Source organism: Mycolicibacter heraklionensis (assembly GCF_001021505.1).
Classification (GTDB): Bacteria; Actinomycetota; Actinomycetes; order Mycobacteriales; family Mycobacteriaceae; genus Mycobacterium; species Mycobacterium heraklionense.
In genome coordinates this window covers 116,454-139,098 of record NZ_LDPO01000010.1, presented here as the reverse complement: position 1 = coordinate 139,098, position 22,645 = coordinate 116,454, and the positions used below count along the sequence as shown (strand labels likewise).

Below are 22,645 nucleotides of genomic sequence, written 5' to 3'. Positions count from 1 at the left end.
CTCCAGCCCAGCGCCCTCGGCCGAATCGGCACACGAGCCGTGGTCCACATCGGCTTCGGCGCAATGCAGATCGGCCGCGAGATCTCGCTCGATGAGGCGTTGGAGTTAGGCTTCGCGCATCGGTGAACACCCCGTTTCCGGATGGAGCGTGACATGTCAATCCAGGAGGTCACCGAAGCGCAGCGCAGGTTCGCAACCGAAGTGCTGCAGGGTCTGTTGCACTACATTCGCGCAGGGAAGCTGAGAGGACCAGAACCCTACTGCGTCTCCCATGCCTGGACCGAGGGACCCACGATGTACTTGGCATACAAGGCGCCACCGTCTGACATCACATGGGGTCTAAGCCGTGACACCAGACAGTCGCTCATCGACCCTGGCCCCTGGCTGTCGTTGGACGAGGCGGTCACCTACTACTACGAACTCGGCCTCTACGAAGATCGCATGTCCGCTTCATTTCGGCACCCAGGTGATCCGACAACGATCTTGTGGAGCAGCAAACCCGGCAAAGTTGATCTTCCACAGCGGGTCTCCGACATCCCCATCGAGTATCGATACACTCCGCCTGTCACCAAAGATCCGCAGACACCGGGGAATTCCACTCCATCGCACGTCCAGGCCCCACCCCGCCGCTACTACGACCCCCGCCAGCTGGAACAGCCCGAGTCCTGAACACATGCAGCGCGATTCCCTCGATTCCGCGATCGACACGAATGCACGGCCCCAGTGGTCACGAACCGGGTATAAGTTCTTCCCTTACGCCGCACAGCAATCCGATCAGTGGTGGGTACTGCGGGTGAACGTCGGGTTTCCCGAACACGATTTGTACACACTGTTCATCGACAGCGTTCCGGCCGTGGATATCACCGGCGATCCGACCAATCCGCTTCCGTTGGCCTCGAGTGTCGGTTCGCTGAGCCCCTTCCCTCCTGCGATGGACGAACCGATACTCGATCCGGCTACCGCCCACCGGGTGGTTAAACCGGTGGCGCAATACGTTAACTACGGCAGTGAATGGAATGATCCGTGCGTGTTCTGCTCCGATGAGCGCGACGGCATGGCTCGCGTCCACACGTCCGACAACGAGGGAGAATGACGCGTTGAGTGACAACCCCTTCAACCCCAGCATCTGGCGCACGGTCGACGGCTTCGCCGACCTGACCGACATCACCTATCACCGCCACGTCACCGACGCGACAGTTCGGGTGGCGTTCAACCGTCCCGAGGTGCGCAACGCGTTTCGACCGCACACCGTCGATGAGCTCTACCAGGCACTGGACCATGCCCGGATGTCTCCTGATGTCGGCGTGGTGCTGCTCACCGGTAACGGACCGGCGCCCAAGGACGGCGGCTGGGCGTTCTGCTCGGGCGGAGACCAGCGCATCCGCGGCCGCAGCGGCTACCAGTACGCATCCGGGGAGACTGCGGACACCGTCGACGCCGCCCGGGCCGGGCGGCTGCACATCCTGGAAGTGCAGCGACTGATCCGGTTCATGCCCAAACCGGTGATCTGCCTGGTCAACGGCTGGGCAGCCGGCGGCGGGCACAGTCTGCACGTAGTGTGCGACCTGACCCTGGCCAGCCGCGAGCACGCCAGGTTCAAGCAGACCGACGCCGACGTGGGCAGCTTCGACGGCGGGTACGGCAGCGCCTACCTGGCCCGGCAGGTGGGCCAGAAGTTCGCCCGCGAGATCTTCTTCCTGGGCCGGACCTACAGCGCCGAGCAGATGCACGCCATGGGTGCGGTCAACGAAGTCGTCGACCACGCCGACCTGGAAGCCACCGGCGTGCAGTGGGCCAAGGAGATCAACGGCAAATCGCCTCAGGCGCAACGGATGTTGAAGTTCGCCTTCAACCTGCTCGACGACGGACTGGTGGGCCAGCAACTGTTCGCCGGCGAGGCGACCCGGCTGGCTTACATGACCGATGAGGCCGTCGAGGGCCGAGACTCGTTCCTGGAGAAGCGCGAGCCGGACTGGAGTCCCTTCCCCCGGTACTACTGAGGCCCGGGGCGTCCGGCGTCCCGCATAGACTGGCTAACCATGAGCAGAAGCCCGCTACGCCGGTTGTCCGACCAGATCACGCTCGCCACCATGCGCCCCCCGGTCGCCGCGCAGCTGATGCACCGGCCCGGCGCCAAGACCGTCGACCTGACCGGCAAGCGGGTGCTGGTGACCGGTGCGTCGTCGGGCATCGGGGAAGCCGGCGCCGAACAGTTCGGGGCGGCGGGCGCCACCGTGATCGCGGTGGCCCGCCGCCAGGAAAACCTCGACGCACTGGTCCAGCGGATCACCGCCGCCGGTGGCACCGCGCACGCCATCGCGTGCGACCTGTCTGACCTGGCGGCGATCGACGCACTGGTCAAGGACGTCGACGAGCGGTTCGGCGGAGTGGACATCCTGGTCAACAATGCCGGGCGCTCCATCCGCCGTCCGCTGGCCGAATCCCTGGATCGCTGGCACGACGTCGAGCGGACCATGCAGCTGAACTACTACTCGCCGCTGCGGCTGATCCGCGGGTTCGCCCCCGCGATGCGCGAGCGCGGCGACGGCCACATCATCAACGTCGCCACCTGGGGCGTGTTCACGGACTCCTCGCCGCTGTTCGGTGTCTACAACGGCTCCAAGTCCGCGCTGAGCGCCGTCAGCCGGGTCATCGACAGTGAGTGGGCCCGCTACGGCGTGCAGTCCACCACGCTGTACTACCCCCTGGTGAAGACCCCGATGATCGCGCCCACCGCGGCGTTCCAGGGCAAGCCGGGGCTCACCGCGCAGGAGGCCGGCGCGTGGATGATCGACGCGGCCAGATACCGCCCGATCCGCATCGCGCCGAGGCTGGCGCTGGCGTTTCGTGCGCTGGACAACCTCAACGCCGGTTGGGCCACCGCCATCGTCAAGCGGAACCGGATCGAGCCGGTCGAGGACTGATGGAGATTCTGGCCAGCCGGGTGTTGCTCCGGCCCACCGATTATCAACGATCGCTGCGGTTCTATCGCGACGAGATCGGGTTGGCGATCGCCCGTGACTACGGCGCCGGAATGGTCTTCTACGCCGGGCAGTCGCTGATCGAACTCGCCGGGCACGGCAACCCCGAACACACGGACGCGAGCTTCCCCGGGGCGCTGTGGCTGCAGGTCCGCGACGTCGCCGCCACCGAGGCCGAACTGGAGTCCCGCGGGGTCCCCATCGCCCGGCCCGCGCGCCGCGAGCCGTGGGGGTTGCGTGAGATGCACGTCACCGATCCCGACGGCCTGACGTTGATCTTCGTAGAGGTCCCAGACGACCATCCGCTGCGCCGCGATACCCGCCAGGACAGCCCCCGGAAGCCCTGAGGTTAACGAAGGGGAAACAGTTCAATACGTCTCGACGTACACCGGCGTTTCGCGAGGGTGATCGTTAGACAACGGCCCCATCGAGGCCTCAGAATCAGTGCCGTGATGCTCCAGTGAGCCTCGAACTGCTCCTCCTGATCATTGTGGTGATCACGGCTTTGGCCTTCGACTTCACCAACGGATTCCATGACACCGGCAACGCGATGGCGACCTCGATCGCCAGCGGTGCGCTGAAGCCCAAGGCAGCAGTCACCATGTCCGCCTGCCTGAACCTGGTCGGGGCCTTCCTGTCGACTGCGGTTGCCGCAACCATCGCCAAAGGTCTGGTCGACGCCCACCTGGTGACCCTGGAGATCGTCTTCGCCGGGCTGGTCGGCGGCATCGTGTGGAACCTGCTCACCTGGCTGCTCGGTATCCCCTCCAGCTCGTCGCACGCCCTGATCGGCGGCATCGTGGGAGCGATGATCGCCGCAGTCGGCGGGCACGGGGTGAACTGGAGCGGGGTGGTCTCCAAGGTGCTCGTCCCGGCGGTGGTGGCCACTGTGGTCGCCACCCTGATCGCCTCCGTCGGCACCTGGCTGGTCTACCGGGTCACCCGCGGCGTCGACGAGAAGAAGTCCGAGAAGGTGTTCCGGCACGGCCAGATCGGCTCGGCGGCGCTGGTGTCGCTGGCGCACGGCACCAACGACGCGCAAAAGACCATGGGCGTGATCTTCCTGGCACTGATGTCCTACGGCGCGGTGAGCACGTCGGCGACGCTGCCCCCGCTGTGGGTGATCGTCAGTTGTGCGCTGGCCATGTCGGCAGGCACCTACACCGGCGGCTGGCGCGTCATCCGCACCCTGGGCAAGGGCCTCGTCGAGATCAAATCCCCCCAGGGCATGGCCGCCGAGTCAGCCGCTGCCTCAGTCATCCTGTTGTCCAGCCACTTCGGGTACTCGCTGTCGACCACCCAGGTCGCCACCGGGTCGGTGCTGGGCAGCGGCGTCGGCAAGCCGGGTGCGCAGGTGCGCTGGGGTGTCGCCGGGCGGATGGCGGCCGCCTGGCTGGTGACGCTGCCGATGGCCGGCGGGGTCGGCTCGGGCGCCTACGGCCTGGTGCACGGCATCGGCGGCTACCCCGGGATCATCATCGGCGTAGCCCTGCTGATCACCGCGGTCCTGGCGATCTGGCTGCGGTCGCGCCGGGCCCGCATCGACCACAACAACGTCAACGCCGAATGGGACGGCACCCTCACCGGCGGTCTCGACGCCCCCGGCGTGCAGCCCGAAGAAGCGGGCCGCGAGGTCGAGAACGCCCTCAGGTCGGCATTCGACGCCGGCCATGAGGGAGCCAAGTTGACTGTCGTCTCCACCGACGACCCCAACCCACGTGAGGTCATCCGGTCATGAGTCAGTGGTTCAACCTCGCAGCCACGCTGAAAATCCTGGTTTTCGGACTGCTGGTCGGCGGGTTGCTGCCGGCACTGTTCGCGGTCGGGGTGCGGGTCAACGTGGCCGGTAACAGCGCTGCCGCCGTCGCCGGCGCCACTGCGGGTGCGACCGGCGCCCGCCGGCCACTGCTGGTCGCGCTCAGCTGGGCGATCTTCCTGCTAGTGCTGGCCGTGGCGGTCATCGGGGTGCTCTTCATCGCCCGTGACTTCCTGGGGCACCACCTGGGCTGGTACCTGCTCGGAGCCAAGCCCGCCTAACCCGGTTCGACAACGCAGGCGTGCGGCTGCAAAAATCCGCACGGTGACCTTGGAGCTGTTCCTGTTGATCACGGTCGTGATCACCGCCCTGGCTTTCGACTTCACCAACGGCTTCCATGACACCGGCAACGCTGTCGCCACCGGGATCGCCAGCGGTGCGCTCAAGCCCAAGACTGCGGTGACGCTCTGCGCCACGCTCAACCTGGTCGGCGCGTTCATGTCCACCCAGGTGGCGGCCACCGTGGCGAAGGATCTGGTGGTCACCAACCTGGTGACGCTGGAAGTCATGTTCGCCGGTCTGGTCGGCGGCATCGTCTGGAATCTCGCGACCTGGCTGTTCGGTATCCCGTCAAGTTCCTCGCACGCCCTGATCGGCGGCGTGGTGGGGGCCATGCTGGCCGCGGCCGGCAAGGCCGGGGTGCGCTGGCCCGGGGTGGTCTCGAAGGTGCTGGTGCCGACGGTGATCGCTGTGCTCGCCGCGACGCTGGTCGCGACCGTCGGAACCTGGCTGGTCTACCGGCTGACCCGGGGAGTCTCCCACGGGCGCACCCTGCGGGACTTCCGCCGCGGTCAAGTCTTCTCTGCCGCCCTGATGTCGCTGGCGCACGGCACCAACGACGCCCAGAAGACCATGGGCGTGATCTTCCTCGCACTGATCTCTTACGGCGCTGCCCACAAGACCGACATCACACCGCCGCTGTGGGTGATCGTGTCGTGTGCGGTGGCGATGGCTGCCGGCACCTATTTCGGCGGATGGCGGGTCATCCGCACGCTGGGCAAGGGCCTGGTCGAGATCGAATCCCCGCAGGGCATGGCCGCCGAATCATCCTCGGCGGCCATCATTTTGCTGTCCAGCCACTTCGGGTATTCGCTGTCGACCACGCAGGTGGTGACGGGGTCGGTGTTGGGCTCGGGCCTGGGAAAGCCGGGCGCCAACGTGCGCTGGGGGGTTGCCCGCCGGATGGCGACCGCGTGGGTGATCACCCTGCCGCTGGCCGGTGCCATCGGCGCGGTCACCTACCACCTGATCCACCGCATCGGCGGCTACCCCGGCACCATCACCGGACTGGTGTTGCTGATTGGAGTCTCGGCGCTCATCTGGCTGCAGTCCCGCAAAGTCCCAGTCGACCACACCAATGTCACCGCCGATTGGGGTGCGCATATGACCGATGGCCTCGAAGTCATTGCGCCGGAACCCAGTACCCCCGGTTCGTCTGGCGAGATCGGCACGGAGGGGGTCGGTGGGTGAACACCTTGAACGCCTGGTTCGACTATGTGGCCACCGCCAAGATCCTGATCTTCGGACTGCTGGTGGGCACCGCGCTGCCGGCATTGTTCGCGATCGGAGTACGCCTGGGCGACGCAGCCGAGGGACCGACGGAACACCGCCGGGAATTGACCCTGTTGAGGTGGATGGTCTTCGGGCTGCTGCTCGCGGCGGTACTGGTGGGCGTGTTGTTCATCGCCCGTGACTTCATCGAGCACCGCATCGGCTGGCAGTGGGATGACTGGGGCAACTGGGACGAGGTGTTCGGCCTTGAATAGACGTAATATTGCAGCTGACATGTTCCTTCCGGTGTCGGCGCGGGGAAGTTGACGCAGTATGAACAAATTTCTCACCTCGATCGTCGCCTGGCTGCGCGCCGGGTACCCCGACGGTGTGCCACAGAACGACTACGTTCCGCTGTTGGCACTGCTGTCGCGGCGCCTGACCAATGACGAGGTCAAAGACGTCGCCCGGGAATTGATCGGCCGCGGCGAATTCGACCGCATCGACATCGGGGTGCTGATCGCCCGCCTGACCAACGAGCTGCCCGCCGCCGAGGACGTCGAACGGGTGCGAGAGCGGTTGGCGGCCAAGGGCTGGCTGCTCGACGACGCCCCCACCAACGGAGGAAACCCATAGCACGCCTGCGTGCGCTGGCCATCCCACCCGGTGATGCCGTCTCCACGCTCCTGCCCGCCTTACAGGGCGTCCTGGACGGTCATGATGCCGCGTTCACTCCCGTAGGCCCCGACACCGATTCCGCGGCCCTGACCGCGCTGCGGGTGGGCGATACCATCGGCGACGACATCGCGCTGGTGGTGACTACGTCGGGAACCACCGGGGTGCCCAAGGGTGCGCTGCTGACCGGTGCGGCACTGGCGGCCAGTGCCTCCGCCACGCACGACCGGTTGGGCGGGCCAGGCAGCTGGCTACTGGCGCTGCCGGCACACCACATCGCCGGAATCCAAGTGCTGGTGCGCAGCCTGCTGTCCGGCACGGCCCCCGTGCAACTCGATGTCGCAACGGGTTTCGATGTCACGCGGTTGCCCGCTGCGGTGGCGGCGCTCGGTTCCGGCCGGCGCTATACGTCGCTGGTCGCCACCCAACTGGCCAAGGCTCTGGCGGTTCCCGCGTCCGCGGCCGCATTGGCCGAGCTGGACGCGGTGTTGTTGGGCGGCGGACCGGCGCCGCAACCGGTCCTGGACGCTGCAACGGGCGCGGGGGTGCGGGTGGTGCGCACCTACGGCATGAGCGAGACCGCCGGCGGTTGTGTCTATGACGGGCTGCCATTGTCGGGTGTCCGGCTCCGCATCGGCGGCGACGGACGGATCGCGATCGGTGGCCCGACCGTGGCGCAGGGTTATCGCAATCCCGTCGAGCCCGACCCGTTCGCCGAGCCGGGCTGGTTTTCGACCAATGACCTTGGCGCCCTTGACTCCTCGGGGAGCCTTACCGTGCTCGGTCGCGCCGACGACGCGATCAGCACCGGCGGCCTGACGGTGCTTCCCGGGCCGGTGGAGGCGGTGTTGGCAACCCATCCCGCGGTGGCCGACTGCGCGGTGTTCGGGATCGACGACGACCGGCTGGGGCAGCGCGTCGTCGCCGCGGTCGTCGTCGCCGGTGCGACGCCACCGACTCTGGAAGCGCTACGCGCCCACGTCGCGGAATCGCTGGACACCACGGCTGCGCCACGCGAGTTGCATGTCGTTCCTGCACTCCCCCGGCGCGGGATCGGCAAGCTGGACCGAAAAGCGCTGGCACAACGGTTTTCTGCCGGCGGTATTGCCCCCGATTAGACCACTGGTCTAATTTGGAGACCAGTGGTCTACAAGGGGGTCAACCGCTGCTCTGGAAAGGGGTCGCAACCATGCACACACCCACCACCTCCGCGGAACGCACGCGCTCTTTCGCACGCGTCCTGGGACCGTTCATCACCGTGATCACTGCGATCGTCGCGTTCAGAGCCGGGAGTATCGGCAATCAGCTGTCGAGTTTCTCGACCGACCCGATGTGGCCGTGGGTGCTGGGCGCATTGCTGCTCGGCGGCGGCCTGTTCATCATTGCGTTTCACCAATATTGGCGCGGTGTTGCCGCGGTGATCATTTCGCTGTTCGGGTGGTTCCTGCTGCTGCGGGGATTCGTCTTGCTCGCTGCACCGCAGCTGATCGTGCGGGGAGCCGAATCTGCCACCGACACATCGAGTGGCGCCCTCGGTGCGGTGCGGGCCGGCTTCGGACTACTCGCACTGTGCGGGGCGTACCTGACCTACGTGGGATGGCTGAAGAAGTCCGACTGATTCAATACCGCCATGCGCCGTCTCGTGAAGCCCCGGGATGTCCGGCGGGCCGAACTGCTCGACCAGGCGCTGGCACTCTTTCTCGAACGCGGCTATGACAACGTCAGCCTCAACGAGCTTCTCGCTGCGACGGGCATTCCGAAAGGCGCTTTCTACCACTACTTTCCGTCCAAAGACGCACTCGTCACCGCGCTGGCGCAGCGCAGCGCTGAGGCGGCGTTGGAGGCGTTGCGTCCGGTCTTCGACCAGCCGGGTGCGAGCGCCCTGGAACGCCTCAACCGCGGGCTCGCGGCCAGCTACGACGTCAAGATGGCGATGGGCGCTGCAGAGCAGATCGCGGCGATGACGGCACTGTTCGCGCCGCACAACCGCGGGCTGTTCACCAAGATCGTGGACACCTGGGAAGACCTGTTCCGACCCGTGCTGACCAAACTCATCAGCGAAGGGGTCGACGAAGGCGTGTTCGACACCTTCGACCCCGAAGGTGTCGGCGACATGATCCAGGTTTTTGCGGCCAGCTTGCGCAGAAACCTGATGCAGGTACTCGATGCGCCGGACGCGAAGGCACGCAGTCAGGCCGTCGACGACTGTGTGAAGCGGATCAAACTGCACGGTATCGCGACGGACCGCATCCTCGGATTGCCCGACGGGTCAACGGTTGTGCTCGACCGCAGACAGGTGGAAGCGATGGTCGCGCGTATCACGCCCTGACCTGTGGGGGCCGCGACTCAGTCGCCTCCCCCACCGGAGCCACCGCCGCTCGACCCACCGCCCGAGCCACCACCCGAGCCGCCGGACCCGCCGCTCGAACCGCCGCCGGACCCGCCGCTTGAGCCGCCGCCAGAACCGCCGCTCGAGCCGCTTCCGGAACTACCCCCGGAGCCACCGCTCGAACCCGACGAGCTGGACCCGCCACCGGAACTGCCGGCAGAACCGCTGGAGCTGCCGCCGGAGCCGGAGGAAGCACCGCCGGAGCCGCTGCTCCCGGAGCCGCCGGAATCACTACCCGCACTGCTGCCCGAGCCGCCCGAACTACTGCTGCCCGACCCGGAACCACCCGAGCCTGCACCGCCGGATCCCCCTGCATCGCTGCCGGATCCGCCCGACGTGGATCCGCCTGACGTTGATCCGCCTGAGTCACTTCCCGCTCCGGTGCCACCCGTGCCGCTGTCGTCGGATCCTCCAGAGGTGCCGCCGGAATGACCACCCGAACCGGTCTCTCCGGAACCGCCCGAACCACTACCCGATCCGCCCGGATTGTTGCCGGAACCACCTGCACTGCCCTCGCCCGCACCGCTGCCGCCGGAATGCCCAGCACCGGAACCGTTCTCGCCGGAGCCAGTGCCACCCGAGCCAGTGCCACCGGAACCATTACCGCCGGAGCCATTGCTGCCCGTTCCAGTGCCACCCGAACCGTCATCGCCGCCGGAATGACTGCCGCCACCGTGATCACGTCCAGAACCGCTACCGCTGCTACCACTTCCACCCGACCCGGGCAGCCAACCGCCGCCGCCACCAACGGGCCCGGTGTTGATCGGGATCGGGATCGGAATCGGAATCACCGCGGGCGGCGCGGGTGCGGGCGCAGCCGGAAGTTCCGGAACGGCCGCCGGAGGGGCAACGACGGCCGGAGCCGGGTTTGCCGGGGCTACAACAGGATTAGGGGCCGGGGCCTGCAGCGCGGGCAACGGCGCCGGCTTCGGGGCGGGCAGCACCGGCATGAAGTTGCCGGGCACCGGTTGGGCCTGCGGCGGCTGCGCCACCACCGGAGGCTGCGACGGTGTGGACGCGGCGGTCGGGCGGATGCCGATGGTCACGGCCACGGCCAACGCCGCGCACCCGGCCACCAGAATCCCGCCGACCGAGCTGCCGACCAGAAGCGCACGCCCCACCGGCGGTGGCGCCTCCCGCTCATCGACCTCGGCCGCATCGTCGTCGCCGTACTCGGCGCCGTAGTCGTCGTAGCCTTCGTAGTCGCCTTCGGCGTACTCCACCGGCAGCAGTTCGGAGTCATCGTCGGTCATCGAATACGCCAGCTGTTGTTCCGGCTGTTCGCCCTCAGCCTGTCCGCCCTCAACCGCCGGGGCGAGCATGGTGGACGTTCCGTCGGGGGAACCGGCGTTGGTCAGCGCAGGCGCAGCCATCGTCGCGTCACCGGCCGGCGCAGGCAGCCACGTCGTCTCGCCGTCCTCGCCCGAGGCGTTGCGCGCCAACGCCACAGCCGAGCGCGCCTGGGGCTGCTCGGAGACGTTCTCGACTCCGGCATCCTCAAGGGCCCGGCGCAGCTCCGCCATCAGTTCCGAGTCCGACCAGCACAGCCGCGTCGCAGCCAGCCGGTGGCCCTCTTCGGCCAACATGCGGTGGGTTCCGGTCACCGTCTCGGTCAGCGTTTCGACTGGGTTGCGGGTCAGATCGAGCATGGACTCGTCGAGCACGGCATCGCCGTAGGCATCCGATTCGACGAGCGCCAAGCGGGCGAGCGCACCGGTAACCGACACTCCGAGCGCGACATCCATTGCGCGTCTCCTTCCGCGGCCACTCGATTAGCCAGTTTAGCCGCGCGGATCGACCAGCGAGCGGACCGATCTTCGCAGTTCAATGGCGTATGCCCCGCCCGCGGTTATGGTGAGCAGGTGATCGCCGAGTCGACCAGGAGCTGGAATATCGGCCGCGACGCGACCGCCGCGGCACTGCTGCTCGCGGCGCCGGCGCTGCCGTGGAGCCTATACTTCGGCGCCGGCATCCCGGCCAGCAAGCCCGGCCTCTTCGCCGCGCTGGCCGTGGCCACCGTGTTCGCGCTGGCAGCGATCGCCGCGACCTACGTCGGTCCCTGGGGGATCTTGCGTGTGCCCAACAATCCCGCCGTCGCGGGAAGGCTGCGGCTGTTGCTCAGCGCGCCGTATCTGGTGTTGCTACTCGGCGTGGTGGCCGCCGACGTGGTCCAGACCGTCCGCTACGGCGGAAGCCCGCGACCGCCCGGCGGCGTCGGGCCTGGCGCCTTGCTGGGCGCCGCCGGCGCGCTGCTCGCCGCGCAGCCGGTGCTCGCTGGGCCGGTACGACTGTGGCGACGCACGGTCCAGATCCTCGGCTACGCATCGATCGCCGGTGCCACGTTGAGTGTGCTGTTCAACCTGTACTGGCGGGTGCGCTACGCCCTGCCGGACGCGAACTCCCCGACCGGCTTCGGCCGGCAGCAGGTCGCGATCATTGCGACCGCCCTGGTGTACGGAGCGGTGGCGTGGGCCACGGTGCTCGTCGCCTCAAGGTGGGTTCTGCAGCGCGACAAGGCTTCCCAGCTCGGCGTTGTCCTGCTCGGTGGGGCCACTCTGCTCGCCGGACTCCTGGTGTGGGTGCTGCCGGTGGGCCGCGACATCGACGGTTTTCACGGGATCGCGCAGAACACCTCCACCGCGGGGGTCGGCTTCGAGGGCTACCTGGTGTGGGTGGCCGCCGCAGCGCTGTTCGCGGTGGCGGCGGCACGCGGCGCATCGGCGGCGACGTGGCTGGGAGCCACCCGGAACACGTTGCTGCTCATCGCGATCTGGAGTCTGGGGTCGGCACTCATGCGCATCGTGGATCTCAGCGTCGCGGTCGGCCTGGACCTGCCGTATTCGCCGTATGACAGCGCGGCGATGGCCTCCTTCGACGTGGTGACCGCGGTGATCGCGATCTGGCTGCGGCTCAACCTGGGCACTCGCTCCCTGCCGGCGGCGGCCGTCTGGTCGGTGAGCGCCGTCCTGTTCGGTTTCACGATCGCCCGCGTCGTGGTGGGTGTCGGTCTGGCTCCGCGACTCGCGGAAGCCCAGCGTGCCAGCGCCTGGGCGAACCCGGTGTACGGCAACGGACTGGCGCAGCAGATCACCAGCACATTCGACGTAGTGCTGTGCGGCCTGGCGTTGTGCGGCCTGGTGGTGGCGATCGTCGTCGGACGCTTGACGGTGCCCACCGACGACCGCCCCATACCCGGCGAGCCCGGCACACCCCGCATCTTCCGATCAGCCGACTCCCCGGCCGTCGCACCCGCGGGTGGACCGAAGATCTATCGGGGAACCGACGATTCAGCCGAAGACGCCGTAGAGCGTTTATCGGACGCCGACGGCGGGTAGCCGAAACTGCGTTTCTGCTCGTGAGCCCGGTCGGGTGGACGATACGAATGAAGGTCACCATGTACAGCACTGCACTGGTCGCAACGATGGCACGGCGCATCACCCGGTACCTGGGTGCGGCCCTGGTGATGGGCGGTGCCGCGCTGGTCGCTCCCGGCACCCCGTCCGTCGCGGCGCAGCCCTGCCCCGACGTGCAGGTGGTTTTCGCGCGCGGCACCGCCGAGCCGCCCGGCGTCGGTGGCATCGGTCAATCTTTCGTCGATGCGCTACGCGCCAAGGTGGGTGAGCGCTCCTTCGAGGTGTATCCGGTCAACTACGCCGCCAGCAGCGACTTAGGCGGCGGAGTCGACTTCGCCCGCACCGTCGTCGACGGCATCCGAGACGCCGGCAGCCATATCGAGAACACCGCCGCGAACTGCCCCAACACCCGCATCGTGCTCGGCGGCTTCTCGCAAGGTGCGGCGCTGGCCGGCTACACCACGTCGTCGGAGATCCCCAAGGAAGTCCCCGCCGAGTACCGTGCCTACCTTCCCCAGCCGATGCCGCCGTCGGTGGCCGACCACGTTGCCGCGGTCGTCTTGTTCGGCACGCCCTCGGCGGAGTTCCTGGCACCCAACGGCGCGCCACCGGTGCGGATCGGCCCACTGTATGCGTCCAAGGCCGTGGAGCTCTGCGCCGACGGCGACACCATCTGCAACGGCGCCCCGGCCGGCGGACCGCCCATCGCGCACGCGTCGTACGGCGTCAACGGAATGACGGAGCAGGGCGCCGACTACGCGGTCGCCCACCTCTGAGCGCACTCCGTTGAGTCAGGGCAGCTCGAACGGCAACTGAATGCCTGCGTGCGGCAAGCAGTGCGTGCAGGCCCGCTCTTCATCGATCTGCTCGATCGCTTGGTGCACCAGGCTTTTGAACGGCTCGATGTTCTTCTGGAACTCCGCGAACACATCGACGACCTTCACACCACTGCCCACGTCGGCACCGGCGTCTAGATCGGTGACCAGAGCTACTGCGGCATAACACATTTCCAGTTCACGGGCCAGCACGGATTCGGGATATCCGGTCATGTTGATCAGTCGGAATCCCGCCGCGGCGAACCATTGGCTCTCGGCGCGGGTGGAGAACCGCGGCCCCTGGATCACCACCATGGTCCCGCCGTCGACGACGTCGGGCAGGCCGGTCACCGCGGTCCGCAGCGTCGGGCAGTACGGGTCGGCGAACTCGACGTGCACGCCGCCGTCATCGAAGTAGGTGTCGACGCGCCCCCGGGTGCGGTCGACCAGCTGATCGGGCACCACCACCGAGCCGGGGGGCAGCTCCGGAGTCAGGCTGCCGACCGCACAGGGCGCGAGGATCCGTCGCACCCCCAGTGCCCGCAACGCCCACATGTTGGCCCGATAGGGCACGGTGTGGGCCGAATACTCGTGCGCGGCGCCGTGGCGCGGCAGAAACGCCACTTCGTGCCCGCCAACGGCACCGATGGTGATGTCCGCGCTGGGCGTCCCGTAGGGGGTGTCACAGCTGACGCGGCGCGCATCGTCACCGAAGAACGAGTAGAAACCGCTACCGCCGATCACGCCGAGCAAGTCGTGCTCCTCCCGCATGCAAGGATCGTGCGGTGGCCAGCTTCGCACAGTGGATAGAGGGGGCGCGCCCCCGCACCCTGCCCAACGCGATCGCTCCGGTGATCGCCGGAACCGGCGCTGCAGCCTGGCTGGGCGCCGCGGTGTGGTGGAAGGCGTTGCTGGCGCTGACCGTCGCGGTGGCGCTGATCATCGGCGTGAACTACGCCAACGACTACTCCGACGGCATCCGTGGCACCGACGACGACCGGACCGGACCGGTGCGCCTGGTGGGCGCCCGGCTGGCGAGCCCGCGCGCGGTGCTCACGGCAGCGATCGCCGCGCTGTCGGTCGGAGCGCTGGCCGGTCTGGCGCTGGCCCTGGTCAGCGCGCCATGGCTCCTGATCGTGGGGGCGGCCTGCATCGCCGGCGCCTGGCTGTACACCGGCGGGTCGCGACCGTACGGCTACGCCGGCTTCGGCGAGATCGCGGTGTTCGTGTTCTTCGGTCTGGTCGCGGTGCTGGGCACCCAGTACACCCAGGCCCTGCGGGTGGACTGGGTCGGCGGCGCGCTGGCGGTGGGCGTCGGGGCACTGTCGTCGGCGGTGCTGGTGGCCAACAATCTGCGCGACATCGCCACCGACAAGCCGGCCGGCAAGATGACCCTGGCGGTACGCCTCGGCGATGCCCGCACCCGGGTGCTGTTTCAGCTGCTGCTGGCGCTGGCCGGGGTGCTGACGCTGGCCCTGATGCGAGCCACCCCGTGGTGTGCGGCCGGGCTGATCGCGACGCCGCTGGCGCTGCGGGCCGCGGCCCCGGTGCGCTCCGGGCTCGGCGGCGCGGCACTGATCCCGGTGCTGCGCGACACCGGGCTGACCATGCTGGTGTGGGCTATCGCCGAGGCCTTAGCGCTGACTCTGCGCTGAGGGCGGGGGTTACTCGCACTTTTCCGCCGTACACGCAGAGTCATCCCTGAAGGGGCGGGGCCCTGTCAAGTGTTGGTGTGCTGCGGTTTTGTTGGGTTTCGGGATATGTGGCGGCAACGCTGAATGAGGGGCGGGGTCAAGACGCAGCGCCCGCAGCGTAGCGAGGACGAACGGTCTTGACGGCGACCTGTTTCAGCGCAGAATCGGCCAGAGCCGAAACGGCAAACCTGGTGTGCAGTTGTGGGTGGTGCGGCTCTCCAGTGTGATGCCGATCAAGGCTGGGCAGGCCCGGGGGTTGTTCCGGGTTGCCGGTCATCCCTTCGCCCAAGGCTGGCTGGGCATGGAGCGGTGCGGCGTGCGGGTATACGGGGTCAATCAACGACACGGCCACGCCCGAGGGGGGCCAGACTCTGCGGCGACCACGCGTATACCGCACCCGGATTACTCACGCTGCGTCCTTGGCCAGCGCACGAATGTGTTCGTCGCGTAGGCCGTAATAGATCAGGGTGAGTAGCTTGCGGCCCGCGGCGACCTTGGCGATGTTGGTGCCTCGCCGGGCGGCGATCCGCTCTTTGTCAGCGGCGATCTTGGCCGTGGGCTGGTGGCGTTGCACTGCCTCGATTGCTGCCCAGCGGACCAGTTTCGAGCCTTGCTTGGTGATGTGCCCGCGATGCACCACGGTGTCGGACTCATAGTGCCGCGGTGTCAGCCCTGCCCAGGAACACAACTGCTGCGGGCGGGTGAAGCGGTGCACGTCGCCGATCTCGGCGACGAAGACGGCCGCCAAGATCGGTCCCACACCCGGCAGCTCTTGGATCGCGCGGTAACCGGCGTGGCGGTGCAGCTCTGTGGCGATTCGGTCAGACAACGCGCTCTGCTCGGCATCGAGGATGTCGATCAGATGCAGCAGTGAGGCCACCCGCTGGGCATACACCCCAGCTAGCGGGGTGCGTTCTAGGCGCTTGCGGGCAGTGGCGCCGAACAGATCCGTCGCAACGATCAACACCCCAGCCTTGGCCAACACCGCATGCACCTGCGCTTTAAGCCCCGAGCGCAGGGCCACCAATTTGGCGCGGTAACGGACCAGTTCACGCAGTTCCCGCGTTGCCGGCGGCGCGATCCAAGCCTCCGGCAGCCGATTCATTCGCAGCAGATCCGCCAGATCGGCGGCGTCACGCACATCGTTTTTGACCCGCCGATACCGAAACCCTTTGACACCCAGCGGGTGCGCCAAATGAACACTGACACCTGCGGCTTGCAGAACGTCGACCGCCCAATACCAGCCGTAAGTGGCTTCGAGCACCACCTCCGGATCAGGCCCCGCCCGCTCGATCTCCAACGCCAACGCCACTGGATCGTTGACGATGCGCACCGCCGCAAGCTGCTCCCCGGTATCGGTCTGACGGACGATCACCGACCGCTGCCGATGCAGGTCAATCCCGACGAACTGTTTTCCGGCATACTCGCTCATTAGGGGCCTCCCAACACGTGATTGGTAGTGACACCCCCAGCATCCGCCGGGAACGTCACGAGGAGCGGAGGCCCCGCCCCTTCATCGCATCAACGGGGGCGGTTACTCCCCGCGCAGTCGGGCCTGCAGTTCCTCGCGTGCCCGGCGGCGTCGCTCGCCGGCCACGGTCAAGCTCTCGGTCGCCCGCTTACGCAGCGGCGTGAAGATCCACATCCCCAACGGCAGCGCCACGATCAGGGCCAGCATCGCAGCGATGATCGGCGGAAAATCGCTGAGCCCGAGCAGCCGGCCCAGCCCGTAGATCACCGCCGTCAGCACAACCACCAGCGCCAGCCGCGCCGCCGTGTACACCGCCACATCGACTACCGCACGGCCCAACGGGGCCCGACCTGTCGCCACGGTGATCAAGCCTACTGGCGGGCTGGACCGGCCAGGACGACGCTAACGGTATATTCGGCGCCAGGAGGTGTCGCGAGTGCTCTACCTGCTCCTCGTCCTGACCCTGGGAACGCTGCTCTACCTCAGCCTGCGCGCCATCCGTGCCCGGCCGAAGACCCGCGTGATCGGTCCGGACGACGACCCGGAATTTCTCTGGCGGATCAGCCACGGCGACAACCAGCCCTAGGCCTGCCGCACCCCTGAATCAGGCCCCGACCTACACGAAGTGCTGGTTGAACCGGTCGTCGCCCGGGAACGCCTCGGCGACCACCGCAGCCAGCTCGACGAGCGCCTCGCGGGTCTCCCGCTTCAGCCGCATCAGATCGATCTCCGCGCCTTCTTCCAGGTGCGGGTCGAAGGGCACCAACCGCACCGCGCGGCAGCGCCGCGAGAAGTGGTCGACCACCTTCTGCATGTCGACCTTGCCCGAGCGTGGCCGCACCGCGTTGATCACCGCGATCGAGTTACGCACCAGGTCCTCGTGGCCGTGCGCGTCGAGCCAGTCCAGCGTCGCCGAGGCACTGCGAGCGCCGTCGACCGAACCGGAACTGACCACGATCATGGTGTCGGCCTTCGCGAGCACCGCTGACATGGCCGAGTGCATCAGACCGGTGCCGCAGTCGGTGAGGACCAGGCTGTAGAACCGCTCCAGCACCTGCAGGGTGCTGGCGTAGTCCTCGGCGCTGAACGCTTCCGAGACCGCCGGGTCGCTGTCGGAGGCGAGCACCTCCAGGCGGCTGGGGCCCTGGTTGGTGTAGCTGCGGACATCGCTGTAGCGCTGGATGCCTTCGGCGTCGCGCAGCAGGTGCCGCACCGTGGCCGGCGTCTCCATCGGCACCTTCTGGTTCAGCGTGCCGCGGTCGGGGTTGGCGTCCACGGCGACCACCCGGTCGCCGCGGATGGAGGCGAACGTGGCCCCCAGGGTCGCGGTGATGGTGGTCTTGCCGACACCGCCCTTCAGCGACAGCACCGCGATCCGGTGGCAGCCCTGCAGCGGCCGGTTCACCTGCACCACCAAGTCGTTGAAACGGGTGGTTCGCGGGCTCTCCCCGACGTTGATCAGCTGGCCGGACAGCACGTAGAGCAGGCGGCGCCAACCCGACGTCGGCGGCGGCTTGACCTGCCGCAGCAGCGAGGTGGTGGACAGATCCGAGAACGGGGCGATGGGCTCGGAGGCACGATACGGGGCCTGTCCGGCACCGCCGGGGCTGCCGCTGTAGTAGACCGGAGCGGGGTTCTCCATGGGCTGGGGGACCCAGGTGGGCGATGGGTTGGGGTTCCAGGACTGTTGCTGGGGCGGGGTGTCCGCGGGCGCCGGCGGCCACGGGTCGACCGGCTCGGAGAACCGGCGCTCGGTGCGGAAGCCACCGAAGGAGCGGGTCTCGCCTCCCTCGGGGCGCTGGTTGAACGACCCGGTGGCCCCGGACTCCGATGCGTCCGCTGGGCGGTCAGCAGCCTCGCTGACGTGCTGTAACGGCCGGAACTGGGTGGTCGGATGATCCGTCACGTCGTGGCCCGCAGTGACATCACCGGGTGCATGGTCGGACACGTGTATCTCCCCTGTCGCACTGGTTAGGACGTCAATGGACGTCGGTAACCGCAGGGTAGCGCAGCTGTCATAAAGGAATCTGTCAGCTGGATTAGCCGACTCCGGCATACGAGTGCAGGCCGACGGTCACCAGATTGACGAAAAACAGGTTGAAGATCATCGCCGCGAAGCCCACGACGTTGATCCACGCCGCCTTGTAGTCGCGCCATCCGGCCGTCGACCTGGCATGCAGGTAGGCGGCGTAGACGACCCAGGCGATGAACGACACCGTCTCCTTGGGATCCCAGCCCCAGTAGCGGCCCCAGGCGCCCTCGGCCCAGATCGCGCCGAAGATCACACCGAAGCCGAACACCGGGAAAGCGAAGATCGTGGTCCGGTAGGCGATGCGGTCCAGGGTTTGCGCATCGGGCAGCCGGCGCACCATCCGGGCCAGCGCCCCCGGGGCGTCGGGGTCACTGAGCCGCGACGAGCGGATCAGAAAGAGGATGCTGGCCACCCCGGCCACCAAGAACACCCCGGAGCCGATGCTGACCACTGACACGTGGATCGGCAGCCAGTAGGACTGCAGTGCGGGCATGACCGGCGCGGCCGTGGCGTAGAGCCAGCGCCCGGAGACCGTCAGCAGGATCAGCACCGGCAGCAGCACGAACACCCACAGGTTGCGGTGTTGCGGCCTGCGCAGCGCGACCGCGGACGCCACCAGCCCGGAGAAGCAGGTCAGGTTGATGAATTCGTACATGTTGCCCCACGGCGGGCGCAGCGTGGCGGCACCGCGGAACACGATGCAGGCCAGCAACAGGGCGATGCCCAGGTAGACCAGGGCCAGTCCGGCGCGGCCCACCCGCTCGCCCAGGGGCCGTCGCTGCGCAGCGAGCACCACGCCCGGGGTGGCGCTGTCGGGGCGCACACCGCCGGCGGGAACCAGCTCGGCCTCGGCGGGTGTGCGGGCCCGGCTGGTGGCCAGTTCGACGGCCAGTAGCAGCATTGCGATGACCAGCACGACCATCGCCGAGGTGAACGCCCAGTCGGAGTAGCGCGCCAGCCCGACGTCGATGTGCGTGGTATTCATCTAGATCTCCTTGCCGAACAGCCGCGCGCTGAGACGCTCGAACTCGTCACCCCAGCCGGAGTTGTCGGTGCGAGCCAGCCCGCCTAGCTCGACGTTCACCGTACCGGCCTGCCGCACGGGTTCCGCGGGCGTGATCCGGATCCAGATCCGGCGGCGGCGCACCACCAGCGACACCACCAGTCCCGCCATCATCGTCATCGCGAACACCAGCACCCAGATCTCAGCGGGGTCGTGCGACACCTGGATGTTGACGAACGGCACCGCACCGTCGAAGCGCACCCTGGTGCCGTCATCGAGGCGGATCTGTTCACCGGCCTTCAGGTTGGACCGCGCCACCTTGGTCAGCCGGCCCTGGTCGATCAACCGGGAATCCAGCGTGAACAGGCTCTGCGGCCGGCCGGTGTCGAGCCCGGTGTCGCCGCGGTAGACGTCGATCGCGACCGCCGGGTCGTTCATCGCGGGGAACGCCGACGACAGCAACCGGTTGTCGAGCTGTTCGGTCGGCGCGAACAACCCCTGGATGCCGATCTGGTGCTTGCGGCGCTCGGCGGCGTCGGGGTAGACCCCGGCCGGGGGGTCGATCCGGACCGCACCCGACGACAACAGGGTCAGCGGGTTGTCCGGGCGGAACTGCACCGTCTGAGTGCGGATCTGACCGTCCGGGAAAGTCACGGTGAACGTGGGTGCGTAGCCGTGGCCCTGCAGGTACGCCCGCACGCCGCCGACCCGCAGCGGATGGTTGACCTCCAGCAGGTAGGGCCGCCAGTGGTCGGTGCGCAGGTCTTCGCCGGCCTGGTAGTCGATATGCGCGGTGAAGGAGGTGGCCAGCCCGGAGACCAGATAGTCGGCGGTGAAGTCGTTGACCCGCACGCACAGCGGGTGCAGCTTGGTCCCGTCGACGGTGGCGCCGGCGCGGAACGAGTCGAACGCGGCCGGCGACGCCGAGCAGAATCCCGGTCCGCCGTCGGCGATCACCATCACGTTGCCCTCGTAGCCGAACATGCGGCCGAGCGCGACGGCGGCCAGCAGCCCCAGTAGCGCGAAATGGAAGATCAGATTGCCGAATTCGCGCAGATAGCCCTTCTCCGCCGAGATCTCAATGCCGCCGGCGACGCTGTCCGAGGAGCGGGTGATCCGCCGCCAGCCGCGCAACTCTGCGGCCATCCGGGCGCCGAGCTCGCCGGCGTCACCGGTCAGCTGCGCGCTGGCGTGCTTGGGCAGCCGGGACAGGTTGCGCGGTGCGGCGACCGGGGTGGCGCGCAGGTTGCGCAGGTGCTCCAGGGTCCGCGGAGTCAGGCAGCCGATCAGCGACACGCACAGCAGCACGTAGATGGCGGTGAACCAGAAGCTGGAAAAGACGTCGAACGCCTGCACGCGTTCCAATAGCGGGCCCAGCACCGGGTGCAGCGCCAGGTACTCCTCGACCTTGGCGGCGTTGAGGCTGCGTTGCGGCAGCAGTGCCCCGGGGATGGCGGCCAGTGCCAGCAGCACCAGCAGCACCAGCGCGGTGCCCATCGAGGTCAGCGCCCGCCAGGTGTTGCGGATCCACGCGAGCAGCGAAGTGGTGGCGGCCATCAGATCGGCAGCCTGACGTCGGAGACCAGCCCGTCGCGGACCGCGGCCACGAAGTGGTCCCACACCCCGGTGACCAGGGCGAGCCCGACCGCGATCAGCAACACTCCGCCCAGGACCTGGATCGCGCGGGTGTGCCGGCGCAACCAACCGAGCCCGGCCACCGCGCTGGCCGACCCGAACGCCAGCGCCACGAACGGGATGCCCAGGCCCAGGCAGTAGGCGATCACCAGCACCACGCCCCGGGCGACCCCGGCGCCGTCGGTGGTCGAGGCGACCGCGATCACCCCGGTCAGGGTCGGCCCCAGGCACGGGGTCCAGCCGAGCGCGAACACCGCGCCCAGCAGCGGCGCCCCGAACACGGTGGACAGCTGCTGCGGGGTGAAGCGGACTTGCCGCTGCAGCGCCGGGACGAAGCCGACGAACACCAGGCCCATCAGGATCGTCACCGCGCCGCCGACTCGCTGCAGCAGCACCTGGTTGGTGATCAACGTGGTGGTCATGCCCAGCACGGCCACCGAGCCCAGCAGGAACACCGCGGTGAACCCGGCGACGAACAGCGCCGCCGACCCCGCGACGCGCCACCTCGCGCCCGGCGGGGGCTCGAGCGCACCGGCCCTTGGAGTTTCGTCGACGCCCACCACGGCCGCCAGGTAGGACAGGTAGCCCGGCACCAACGGGACGACGCACGGCGAGGCGAACGACACCAGCCCGGCCAGGGCCGACACGGCGACGGCCAACAGCAGCGGACCGGTGGTGGCGGTAGCGGTGAAGCCGCTCACGGCGCCGCCTCGGCAGCCAGCCGCTGCACGACGGGCTGCAGGTCTTCGGCGAGTACTTCGCGGAGGAACACCGCCGCCACCCGGTGCTGGCGGTCGAGCACCATGGTCGCCGGGATCACCGACGAGGGGTAGCGACCGCCGAACGCGATCATGGTGCGCATCGCCGGGTCGTAGATCGACGGATAGGTGATGCGGCGGTCGGAGATGAAGTCGCGGGACGCCTGCGGCTCGGGGTCGCGGACATCGATGCCCAGGAAAGCGACACCCTGGGCGCGGGTGTCGTCGTAAACCTTTTGCAATTGGCTGATTTCAGTACGACACGGTCCGCACCACTGCCCCCACACATTGACGACGACGACCTTGCCACCGAAGTCGTCGACGCCGATGGTGCGTGACGGGTCCATCAGGTCGGGCCCGGAGATCGGGCCGGGCCGGCCGCGGGTGTCCGGTGGGTCGTAGAAGATGTCGGTCTTGCCGCCGGGGGAGACGAACTCGAACGTTCCGCCGTGCGTGACGGCGTCGTCGCCGACCGAGCAGCCCGAGATCAGGGCGGCCAGCACTGCCCCGACGATCAGCACTGCCCGCATCG

General features: G+C 68.2%; 26 protein-coding genes. 17 read left to right on the top strand and 9 right to left on the bottom strand.

Going from position 1 to position 22,645, the window contains the following annotated elements; all coding sequences use genetic code 11:
- The first annotated feature begins 153 nt into the window (after window positions 1-153).
- The 13 genes from ABW16_RS13575 (at window position 154) to ABW16_RS13515 (ending at window position 9,292) form a co-directional block, all read left to right on the top strand.
- Window positions 154-669 carry a hypothetical protein gene (locus tag ABW16_RS13575; RefSeq protein ID WP_047319741.1) on the top strand — a complete coding sequence of 172 codons (516 nt, stop codon included), beginning with the start codon at window positions 154-156 and terminating at the stop codon, window positions 667-669.
- Window positions 670-673: 4 nt separating this feature from the next.
- Entirely contained in the window at window positions 674-1,093 is a 420-nt protein-coding gene (locus ABW16_RS13570; RefSeq protein WP_047319694.1) for a hypothetical protein, read from the top strand.
- 4 nt (window positions 1,094-1,097) lie between these two features.
- The gene (locus ABW16_RS13565) at window positions 1,098-2,000 is read left to right on the top strand and encodes a 1,4-dihydroxy-2-naphthoyl-CoA synthase (protein WP_047319693.1); all 903 of its coding nucleotides are present in this window, start codon (window positions 1,098-1,100) and stop codon (window positions 1,998-2,000) included.
- 39 nt (window positions 2,001-2,039) lie between these two features.
- Window positions 2,040-2,924 (top strand): SDR family oxidoreductase, encoded by an 885-nt coding sequence (locus tag ABW16_RS13560; RefSeq protein WP_047319692.1) that lies wholly within the window; start codon window positions 2,040-2,042, stop codon window positions 2,922-2,924.
- Window positions 2,924-3,328 carry a VOC family protein gene (locus tag ABW16_RS13555; RefSeq protein WP_047319691.1) on the top strand — a complete coding sequence of 135 codons (405 nt, stop codon included), beginning with the start codon at window positions 2,924-2,926 and terminating at the stop codon, window positions 3,326-3,328. Before ABW16_RS13560 ends, ABW16_RS13555 begins: the two co-directional genes overlap by 1 nt.
- Window positions 3,329-3,441: 113 nt before the next feature.
- Window positions 3,442-4,719, top strand: coding sequence for an inorganic phosphate transporter (locus ABW16_RS13550; protein WP_047319690.1), 1,278 nt, complete (start codon window positions 3,442-3,444; stop codon window positions 4,717-4,719).
- Entirely contained in the window at window positions 4,716-5,018 is a 303-nt protein-coding gene (locus ABW16_RS13545; protein ID WP_047319689.1) for a hypothetical protein, read from the top strand. Before ABW16_RS13550 ends, ABW16_RS13545 begins: the two co-directional genes overlap by 4 nt.
- A gap of 43 nt (window positions 5,019-5,061) precedes the next feature.
- Complete coding sequence (locus ABW16_RS13540; RefSeq protein ID WP_047319688.1) at window positions 5,062-6,267, top strand: inorganic phosphate transporter; 1,206 nt, start codon at window positions 5,062-5,064, stop codon at window positions 6,265-6,267.
- A gap of 5 nt (window positions 6,268-6,272) precedes the next feature.
- Window positions 6,273-6,563 carry a hypothetical protein gene (locus tag ABW16_RS13535; protein WP_047319740.1) on the top strand — a complete coding sequence of 97 codons (291 nt, stop codon included), beginning with the start codon at window positions 6,273-6,275 and terminating at the stop codon, window positions 6,561-6,563.
- Window positions 6,564-6,621: 58 nt separating this feature from the next.
- Window positions 6,622-6,924: a DUF3349 domain-containing protein gene (locus ABW16_RS13530; protein WP_047319687.1), complete on the top strand. Its 303-nt coding sequence runs from the start codon at window positions 6,622-6,624 to the stop codon at window positions 6,922-6,924.
- Window positions 6,925-6,974: 50 nt separating this feature from the next.
- Window positions 6,975-8,081 carry an o-succinylbenzoate--CoA ligase gene (menE, locus tag ABW16_RS13525; protein WP_268768037.1) on the top strand — a complete coding sequence of 369 codons (1,107 nt, stop codon included), beginning with the start codon at window positions 6,975-6,977 and terminating at the stop codon, window positions 8,079-8,081.
- Window positions 8,082-8,152: 71 nt separating this feature from the next.
- Window positions 8,153-8,581, top strand: coding sequence for a hypothetical protein (locus ABW16_RS13520; protein ID WP_047319685.1), 429 nt, complete (start codon window positions 8,153-8,155; stop codon window positions 8,579-8,581).
- A gap of 12 nt (window positions 8,582-8,593) precedes the next feature.
- On the top strand, window positions 8,594-9,292 hold the full coding sequence (locus ABW16_RS13515; RefSeq protein WP_047319684.1) for a TetR/AcrR family transcriptional regulator: 699 nt from the start codon (window positions 8,594-8,596) through the stop codon (window positions 9,290-9,292).
- Between the two features lie 17 nt (window positions 9,293-9,309).
- Here ABW16_RS13515 and ABW16_RS23900 read toward each other — a convergent pair whose 3' ends face one another.
- Window positions 9,310-11,097, bottom strand: a complete 1,788-nt coding sequence (locus ABW16_RS23900; RefSeq protein WP_052956902.1) for a hypothetical protein — start codon at window positions 11,095-11,097, stop codon at window positions 9,310-9,312.
- A 117-nt stretch (window positions 11,098-11,214) separates the two neighbouring features.
- Here ABW16_RS23900 and ABW16_RS13505 point away from each other — a divergent pair, with 117 nt between their 5' ends.
- Window positions 11,215-12,687, top strand: coding sequence for a DUF7937 domain-containing protein (locus tag ABW16_RS13505; protein ID WP_047319683.1), 1,473 nt, complete (start codon window positions 11,215-11,217; stop codon window positions 12,685-12,687).
- Window positions 12,688-12,734: 47 nt separating this feature from the next.
- Window positions 12,735-13,481, top strand: a complete 747-nt coding sequence (locus tag ABW16_RS13500; RefSeq protein ID WP_412178207.1) for a cutinase family protein — start codon at window positions 12,735-12,737, stop codon at window positions 13,479-13,481.
- Window positions 13,482-13,496: 15 nt separating this feature from the next.
- Here ABW16_RS13500 and ABW16_RS13495 read toward each other — a convergent pair whose 3' ends face one another.
- Window positions 13,497-14,291, bottom strand: coding sequence for an S-methyl-5'-thioadenosine phosphorylase (locus ABW16_RS13495; protein WP_109519587.1), 795 nt, complete (start codon window positions 14,289-14,291; stop codon window positions 13,497-13,499).
- A gap of 14 nt (window positions 14,292-14,305) precedes the next feature.
- Here ABW16_RS13495 and ABW16_RS13490 point away from each other — a divergent pair, with 14 nt between their 5' ends.
- A complete protein-coding gene (locus ABW16_RS13490) occupies window positions 14,306-15,175 on the top strand; it encodes a 1,4-dihydroxy-2-naphthoate polyprenyltransferase (RefSeq protein ID WP_047319682.1) in 870 nt (289 codons plus the stop codon).
- A 445-nt stretch (window positions 15,176-15,620) separates the two neighbouring features.
- On the opposite strand, the gene ABW16_RS13485 is transcribed toward ABW16_RS13490, so the two are convergent.
- Window positions 15,621-16,646, bottom strand: a complete 1,026-nt coding sequence (locus ABW16_RS13485) for an IS110 family RNA-guided transposase (RefSeq protein ID WP_047319681.1) — start codon at window positions 16,644-16,646, stop codon at window positions 15,621-15,623.
- A 102-nt stretch (window positions 16,647-16,748) separates the two neighbouring features.
- Complete coding sequence (locus tag ABW16_RS13480) at window positions 16,749-17,045, bottom strand: DUF4229 domain-containing protein (RefSeq protein ID WP_052956908.1); 297 nt, start codon at window positions 17,043-17,045, stop codon at window positions 16,749-16,751.
- A 76-nt stretch (window positions 17,046-17,121) separates the two neighbouring features.
- On the opposite strand from ABW16_RS13480, the gene ABW16_RS25395 reads away from it, so the two are divergent.
- Window positions 17,122-17,271, top strand: coding sequence for a hypothetical protein (locus ABW16_RS25395; RefSeq protein WP_105294679.1), 150 nt, complete (start codon window positions 17,122-17,124; stop codon window positions 17,269-17,271).
- Between the two features lie 30 nt (window positions 17,272-17,301).
- On the opposite strand, the gene ABW16_RS13475 is transcribed toward ABW16_RS25395, so the two are convergent.
- The 5 genes from ABW16_RS13475 to ABW16_RS13455 all read right to left on the bottom strand — a co-directional run bounded on the left by ABW16_RS13475 (window position 17,302) and on the right by ABW16_RS13455 (window position 22,643).
- A complete protein-coding gene (locus ABW16_RS13475) occupies window positions 17,302-18,639 on the bottom strand; it encodes a MinD/ParA family ATP-binding protein (protein WP_047319736.1) in 1,338 nt (445 codons plus the stop codon).
- Window positions 18,640-18,724: 85 nt separating this feature from the next.
- On the bottom strand, window positions 18,725-19,702 hold the full coding sequence (gene ccsB, locus ABW16_RS13470) for a c-type cytochrome biogenesis protein CcsB (protein WP_047319679.1): 978 nt from the start codon (window positions 19,700-19,702) through the stop codon (window positions 18,725-18,727).
- Window positions 19,703-21,277 (bottom strand): cytochrome c biogenesis protein ResB, encoded by a 1,575-nt coding sequence (gene resB, locus ABW16_RS13465; RefSeq protein ID WP_047319678.1) that lies wholly within the window; start codon window positions 21,275-21,277, stop codon window positions 19,703-19,705. It lies immediately after the preceding gene.
- Window positions 21,277-22,056 (bottom strand): cytochrome c biogenesis CcdA family protein, encoded by a 780-nt coding sequence (locus ABW16_RS13460; RefSeq protein ID WP_047319677.1) that lies wholly within the window; start codon window positions 22,054-22,056, stop codon window positions 21,277-21,279. Before ABW16_RS13460 ends, resB begins: the two co-directional genes overlap by 1 nt.
- Window positions 22,053-22,643: a TlpA disulfide reductase family protein gene (locus tag ABW16_RS13455; RefSeq protein WP_047319676.1), complete on the bottom strand. Its 591-nt coding sequence runs from the start codon at window positions 22,641-22,643 to the stop codon at window positions 22,053-22,055. Before ABW16_RS13455 ends, ABW16_RS13460 begins: the two co-directional genes overlap by 4 nt.
- Between the last annotated feature and the right edge of the window lie 2 nt (window positions 22,644-22,645).

What these genes read in the sequence shown, in the direction of transcription:
- ABW16_RS13575 (WP_047319741.1), top strand. Translation starts at nt 154, where the DNA reads ATGTCAATCCAGGAGGTCACCGAAGCGCAGCGCAGGTTCGCAACCGAA.
- ABW16_RS13570 (WP_047319694.1), top strand. Translation starts at nt 674, where the DNA reads ATGCAGCGCGATTCCCTCGATTCCGCGATCGACACGAATGCACGGCCC.
- ABW16_RS13560 (WP_047319692.1), top strand. Translation starts at nt 2,040, where the DNA reads ATGAGCAGAAGCCCGCTACGCCGGTTGTCCGACCAGATCACGCTCGCC.
- ABW16_RS13555 (WP_047319691.1), top strand. Translation starts at nt 2,924, where the DNA reads ATGGAGATTCTGGCCAGCCGGGTGTTGCTCCGGCCCACCGATTATCAA.
- ABW16_RS13545 (WP_047319689.1), top strand. Translation starts at nt 4,716, where the DNA reads ATGAGTCAGTGGTTCAACCTCGCAGCCACGCTGAAAATCCTGGTTTTC.
- ABW16_RS13530 (WP_047319687.1), top strand. Translation starts at nt 6,622, where the DNA reads ATGAACAAATTTCTCACCTCGATCGTCGCCTGGCTGCGCGCCGGGTAC.
- ABW16_RS13520 (WP_047319685.1), top strand. Translation starts at nt 8,153, where the DNA reads ATGCACACACCCACCACCTCCGCGGAACGCACGCGCTCTTTCGCACGC.
- ABW16_RS13515 (WP_047319684.1), top strand. Translation starts at nt 8,594, where the DNA reads ATGCGCCGTCTCGTGAAGCCCCGGGATGTCCGGCGGGCCGAACTGCTC.
- ABW16_RS23900 (WP_052956902.1), bottom strand. Translation starts at nt 11,097, where the DNA reads ATGGATGTCGCGCTCGGAGTGTCGGTTACCGGTGCGCTCGCCCGCTTG.
- ABW16_RS13500 (WP_412178207.1), top strand. Translation starts at nt 12,735, where the DNA reads ATGAAGGTCACCATGTACAGCACTGCACTGGTCGCAACGATGGCACGG.
- ABW16_RS13495 (WP_109519587.1), bottom strand. Translation starts at nt 14,291, where the DNA reads ATGCGGGAGGAGCACGACTTGCTCGGCGTGATCGGCGGTAGCGGTTTC.
- ABW16_RS13485 (WP_047319681.1), bottom strand. Translation starts at nt 16,646, where the DNA reads ATGAGCGAGTATGCCGGAAAACAGTTCGTCGGGATTGACCTGCATCGG.
- ccsB (WP_047319679.1), bottom strand. Translation starts at nt 19,702, where the DNA reads ATGAATACCACGCACATCGACGTCGGGCTGGCGCGCTACTCCGACTGG.
- resB (WP_047319678.1), bottom strand. Translation starts at nt 21,277, where the DNA reads ATGGCCGCCACCACTTCGCTGCTCGCGTGGATCCGCAACACCTGGCGG.
- ABW16_RS13455 (WP_047319676.1), bottom strand. Translation starts at nt 22,643, where the DNA reads ATGCGGGCAGTGCTGATCGTCGGGGCAGTGCTGGCCGCCCTGATCTCG.